Raw genomic sequence first — 5,601 nt, forward strand, 5'->3', positions numbered from 1 at the left:
CAAGACCTGCTTGCCGCGCCGCGCCGCGCCGATTGGCTGCTTCAGGTCACGAATGACGCATGGTTCGGGTCCCTTTCGGGGCCGTGGCAGCATCTGGCGCAGGCGCAGCTCAGGGCGGTGGAAACCGGCCTGCCGCTGGCGCGGGCAGCCAATACCGGCGTGTCGGCGGTGATCGACGCAAAGGGCCGGATCACCGCCTTTTTGGGCATGGATCAGGCCGGGGTCGTGGACGCAGCCTTGCCTGCCGCGTTGCCTCTTACGGTATATGCCCGTTGGGGCGATGGCCCTGTCATCGGTCTTATCGTCGCATTTATCGTGCTGCTGTCGGTCTGGCGCGTGAAAGCCGTTGACCATGGGCGGCGGCGGGTCTAGGCAAAGGGCTCAACCGTCACAACGGCTTCCTGGCGTGACGGATTTATCAATGGAGCACTTCCCCATGGCACGAAATGACTATGTCTTTACCTCCGAGTCCGTCTCGGAAGGGCACCCTGACAAGGTTTGCGACCGTATTTCCGACGCGGTTCTGGACGCTTTTCTGGAACACGAACCCAATGCCCGTGTTGCCTGCGAAACCTTTGCCACCACCAATCGCGTCGTGGTTGGCGGTGAGGTGGGCCTGTCGGATGCCGTTACGCTGAATGACTTTCTGGGCCGAGTTGATGGTATCGTGCGCGATTGCGTGCGCGATATCGGGTATGAGCAGAAAAAATTTCATTGGCAAAACATCAAGGTTCATAATTACCTTCACAAACAGTCAGCGCATATTGCGCAAGGCGTAGACAAGGACGGGGCCGGCGATCAGGGCATCATGTTCGGATATGCCACGGATGAGACCGAGGCCCTGATGCCTGCGCCGATCCTTTACGCGCACGCAATCTTGCAACGCCTGGCCGAGGTGCGCAAATCCGGGCAGGAACCGACGCTGCGCCCGGATGCAAAATCGCAGCTTTCGGTGCGCTACGCCAATGGCAAGCCCGTGGGGGTGACCTCGATCGTGCTGTCAACGCAGCACGAGCATAAAAAGCAGACAAGCGCCGATATTCGCGCGATCGTCGAACCCTATATCCGCGAGGTTCTGCCCGAGGGTTGGATCACCGATGAAACCGAATGGTGGGTCAATCCGACCGGCACCTTCGTCATCGGCGGGCCCGATGGTGACGCCGGGCTGACCGGGCGCAAGATCATCGTGGATACCTATGGCGGGGCTGCACCACATGGTGGGGGCGCGTTTTCGGGCAAGGATCCGACCAAGGTTGACCGTTCGGCCGCCTATGCCGCGCGTTATCTGGCCAAGAACGTGGTGGCCGCCGGTCTGGCCAAACGCTGCTGCATTCAACTTAGCTATGCGATCGGCGTGGCCAAGCCGCTGTCGATCTATGTCGATACCTACGGCACCGGCACGATGCCTGATGCCCAGATCGAAAAGGCCGTGGCCAAGGCAATGGATCTGACGCCGCGCGGGATCCGCGATCATCTGGAGCTGTGTCGCCCGATCTATGCCCGCACGGCGGCCTATGGCCACTTTGGCCGGGCCCCCGAGGCCGATGGCGGCTTTTCGTGGGAACGAACCAATCTGGTCGAGGCGCTGAAAAAGGCGCTGTAATCTGGTATTGCGCGGGGCCTGACGGCCCCGCGTCTTTCAGGCTTGACGGCAGGGGCATGGGGCGGCAAGACCCCGCGCATGACAGATACACCCGAAGAAACCCCCGATCTGCCCGAAACCCTCCGCCCTGAGTGGCGCAATTTTTATGGCCGCCGCGTGGGCAAGACCATTCGCCAAAGCCAGCGCGGCTATCTGAGCGAGGATCTTGATACGCTGTGCCCGCGCGGCGTGGCGCGGGAAGAAAACCCCGAACGCGCCCCAATCGACGTGTCCGCAATTTTTGGCGATGCGCGCCCGGTCTGGCTTGAGGTCGGGTTTGGTGGGGGCGAGCATCTGGTGCATATGGCCGCGCACTATCCCGATGTGGGGATCATCGGCTGCGAACCCTTCATCAATGGTGTGGCGATGCTGCTGGGCAAGATCCGTGCCGCAGGGGTGGATAATCTGGCGGTTTACCCCGGTGATGTGCGTGATTTGTTCGATGTCGTGCCCGACGGGGTGATCGCGCGGGCGTTTTTGAACTACCCCGACCCCTGGCCAAAGCGCCGCCATCACCGCCGCCGTTTTGTGACGCAGGACCATTTGCAGCCCTTGGCACGCATTCTGGCGCCGGGGGCAGAATTTCGGGTGGCGACCGATATTCCCGATTATATGCGTCAGGCGCTGCAAGAGGTGCCAAAGGCGGGTTTCGTGCTGGAGGCTCATTCCGGAACCCCTTGGGACGATTGGATTTCAACCCGGTATGAGAAAAAGGCGCTGCGAGAAGGGCGGATGCCCGATTACGCGACGTTCCGGCGGCCGTAGCCGCTGGCAGGGATATTTGAGCCAGACAGAAAGCCGCGATGGACGCCTTCTGCTGTGTGCGCTATCAGGCTGGCCGAGAGTTGAGGGAGAATGCAATGTCCGGCCACGATAACCCGATCAAGATGACCGCGCGCAAATCCGGCCCGCTGAAGGGCGTGGCCGACGTGCCGGGCGACAAGTCGATTTCGCATCGGGCGCTGATTCTGGGCGCGCTTTCAGTGGGTGAGACGCGGGTGACCGGGTTGCTTGAGGGGCAGGACGTTCTGGATACTGCAAAGGCGATGCGCGCCTTCGGGGCCGAGGTGGTGCGGCATGGCGCAGGAAGCTGGTCAATCCATGGCGTGGGCGTGGGTGGCTTTGCCGAACCCGCCGACGTGATTGATTGTGGCAATTCCGGCACCGGGGTGCGGCTGATCATGGGCTCTATGGCGACCAGCCCGATTTCCGCGACGTTTACCGGCGACGCCTCGTTGCGCAAGCGGCCGATGGGGCGGGTGACGGATCCGCTGGCGCTGTTCGGCGCGCGGGCATATGGGCGCAAGGGCGGGCGGTTGCCGATGACGCTGGTGGGGGCGGCAGACCCGATGCCGGTGCGCTACGTCACGCCGATGCCCTCGGCGCAAGTCAAATCGGCGGTGCTGCTGGCGGGGCTGAACGCGCCGGGCCAGACCGTTGTGATCGAGCGCGAAGCCACGCGCGACCACTCTGAGCGGATGCTGCGCGGTTTTGGCGCGGAACTGACGGTCGAGGATGCACCAGAGGGGCGGATCATCACCCTGACGGGCCAGCCAGAGCTGCGGCCGCAAAGCGTGGCGGTGCCGCGCGACCCCAGTTCGGCGGCGTTTCCGGTATGCGCGGCGCTGATCGTCGAGGGGTCGGACATTGTGGTGCCGGGGGTCAGCCAGAACCCGACGCGCAACGGGCTGTTCACCACGCTGGTAGAAATGGGCGCCGACATCACCTTTGAAAATCCACGCGAAGAGGGGGGCGAGCCGGTGGCAGACCTTCGGGTTCGCGCCTCGGCATTGCGCGGGATCGAGGTGCCGCCGGAACGCGCCGCCAGCATGATTGACGAATATCCGGTGTTGTCGGTCGTGGCGGCCTGCGCCACGGGCACCACGGTAATGCGCGGCGTGAAAGAGCTGCGGGTGAAGGAAAGCGACCGGATCGACGCGATGGCCCGCGGGCTAGAGGCGTGCGGTGTGCGCATCGAGGAAGACGAAGATACGCTGATCGTCCACGGTATGGGGCTGGGCGGCGTGCCGGGCGGGGCGACCTGCGCCAGCCATATCGACCACCGTATCGCGATGAGCTTTCTGGTGCTGGGGCTTGTCGCGCAAAAGCCCGTTTCGGTGGATGACGGCTCGCCCATCGCCACATCGTTTCCGGTGTTTGAGGGGCTGATGGCGGGTTTGGGCGCGCAGATCGACCGGGACGCCTGAGTGCAGGGTAGGCCCATCCCTCACCAAGCTGCCCGGCAGGAGGAATGCAATGGTTTTTACGGTGGCGATTGACGGGCCGGCGGCGGCTGGCAAAGGCACCATCGGGCGGGCGGTCGCCGCCCATTTCGGCTTTGCACATCTGGACACGGGGCTTTTATATCGCGCGGTGGGGGCCAAGGGCGGCGATCCGGTGGCCGCAGCCGAAGCCCTTTCGCCCGGTGATCTGCTGCGCGACGATCTGCGCAGCCTTGGGGCGGGGCAGGCGGCCAGCCGGGTTGCGGTGATCCCTGAGGTGCGGGCGGCCCTGTTGGCGTTTCAGCGGCGGTTTGCGCGGCAAGACGGCGGCGCGGTGCTGGACGGGCGCGATATTGGCACCGTGATCTGCCCCGATGCCGAGGTAAAGCTGTTCGTGACCGCCAGCGCCGAGGTGCGCGCGCATCGCCGCTGGCTTGAGGTTGGCGGTGACGAGGCGCAGGTGCTGGCCGAGGTGCGCGAAAGGGACGCCCGTGACACGGGCCGGGCCGACGCGCCCCTGAAACCCGCGCCCGATGCGCTCTTGCTTGATACGACGGATTTGTCTATAGACGCGGCAGTCAACAAGGCAATCAAAGCCGTTGAGACAGGTATCAGGCAGGGTCGGGCGTAAGCCGCGACCCTTTGTCGTTATCTGTCAGGCCAGCCTGACGGGCACCAACCAAAGACCGGCGGAGCCAACCGCAAGGCCAGTAAACACTTGAAAAGGATAACTGAACGCATGTGCGCTAAAACTACCATGGAAGAATTTGAAGCCCTTTTGAACGAGAGCTTCGAGATTGACACCCCCGAAGAGGGCTCGGTTGTCAAAGGCAAGGTCATCGCTATCGAGGCCGGCCAGGCCATCATCGACGTCGGCTACAAAATGGAAGGCCGCGTTGATCTGAAAGAATTTGCCAACCCGGGCGAGGCCCCCTCGATCGCCGTTGGCGATGAGGTTGAGGTTTATCTTGACCGTGTTGAAAACGCGCGTGGCGAGGCTGTCATCAGCCGTGAAAAAGCCCGCCGCGAAGAAGCCTGGGACCGCCTTGAGCAGGCCTATGCGAAAGAAGAGCGCGTTGATGGCGCCATCTTCGGCCGCGTCAAGGGCGGCTTTACGGTCGATCTGGGCGGTGCCGTGGCCTTCTTGCCGGGCAGCCAGGTTGACGTGCGCCCGGTGCGCGATGCCGGCCCGCTGATGGGTCTCAAGCAGCCGTTCCAGATTCTGAAAATGGACCGTCGCCGTGGCAACATCGTCGTGTCGCGCCGTGCCATCCTGGAAGAAAGCCGCGCCGAACAGCGCGCCGAAGTCATCGGCAACCTGACCGAAGGTCAGACCGTCGACGGCGTGGTCAAGAACATCACCGAATACGGTGCGTTCGTTGATCTGGGCGGCGTTGATGGCCTGCTGCACGTCACCGATATGGCGTGGCGCCGGGTCAACCACCCGTCCGAGATTTTGGCAATCGGTGAAACCGTCAAGGTTCAGGTCGTCAAGATCAACAAGGAAACGCACCGCATCAGCCTTGGCATGAAGCAGTTGCAGAACGACCCGTGGGATTCGGTCGAATCGAAATTCCCGCTGGGGTCGGTCCACAAGGGCCGCGTGACCAACATCACCGATTACGGCGCATTTGTTGAGCTGGAAGCCGGTGTCGAGGGTCTGGTGCACGTTTCGGAAATGTCCTGGACCAAGAAGAACGTCCATCCGGGCAAGATCGTTTCCACCTCGCAAGAGGT

At 63.1% G+C, this 5,601-nt stretch carries 6 protein-coding genes and 1 riboswitch; all 6 genes read left to right on the plus strand.

From position 1 onward, the window contains the following. Positions 1 to 372 (plus strand): nitrilase-related carbon-nitrogen hydrolase (locus ACM62R_RS00530; RefSeq protein WP_415182117.1); only part of this gene is annotated, 372 nt, incomplete at its 5' end. A gap of 10 nt (positions 373 to 382) precedes the next feature. Next, positions 383 to 429: riboswitch (SAM-SAH riboswitch) on the plus strand. 7 nt (positions 430 to 436) lie between these two features. After that, complete coding sequence (gene metK, locus ACM62R_RS00535) at positions 437 to 1,603, plus strand: methionine adenosyltransferase (RefSeq protein WP_415182118.1); 1,167 nt, start codon at positions 437 to 439, stop codon at positions 1,601 to 1,603. 78 nt (positions 1,604 to 1,681) lie between these two features. Continuing rightward, positions 1,682 to 2,407, plus strand: coding sequence for a tRNA (guanine(46)-N(7))-methyltransferase TrmB (gene trmB, locus ACM62R_RS00540; RefSeq protein WP_415182119.1), 726 nt, complete (start codon positions 1,682 to 1,684; stop codon positions 2,405 to 2,407). A 95-nt stretch (positions 2,408 to 2,502) separates the two neighbouring features. After that, a complete protein-coding gene (gene aroA, locus ACM62R_RS00545; protein WP_415182120.1) occupies positions 2,503 to 3,849 on the plus strand; it encodes a 3-phosphoshikimate 1-carboxyvinyltransferase in 1,347 nt (448 codons plus the stop codon). A gap of 49 nt (positions 3,850 to 3,898) precedes the next feature. After that, positions 3,899 to 4,495 (plus strand): (d)CMP kinase, encoded by a 597-nt coding sequence (locus ACM62R_RS00550; protein ID WP_415182121.1) that lies wholly within the window; start codon positions 3,899 to 3,901, stop codon positions 4,493 to 4,495. A gap of 108 nt (positions 4,496 to 4,603) precedes the next feature. Then, on the plus strand, positions 4,604 to 5,601 hold a 998-nt coding region (locus ACM62R_RS00555), incomplete at its 3' end, for a 30S ribosomal protein S1 (protein ID WP_415182122.1).

The organism is Phaeovulum sp. (assembly GCF_047638075.1).
Lineage (GTDB): Bacteria > Pseudomonadota > Alphaproteobacteria > Rhodobacterales > Rhodobacteraceae > UBA6197.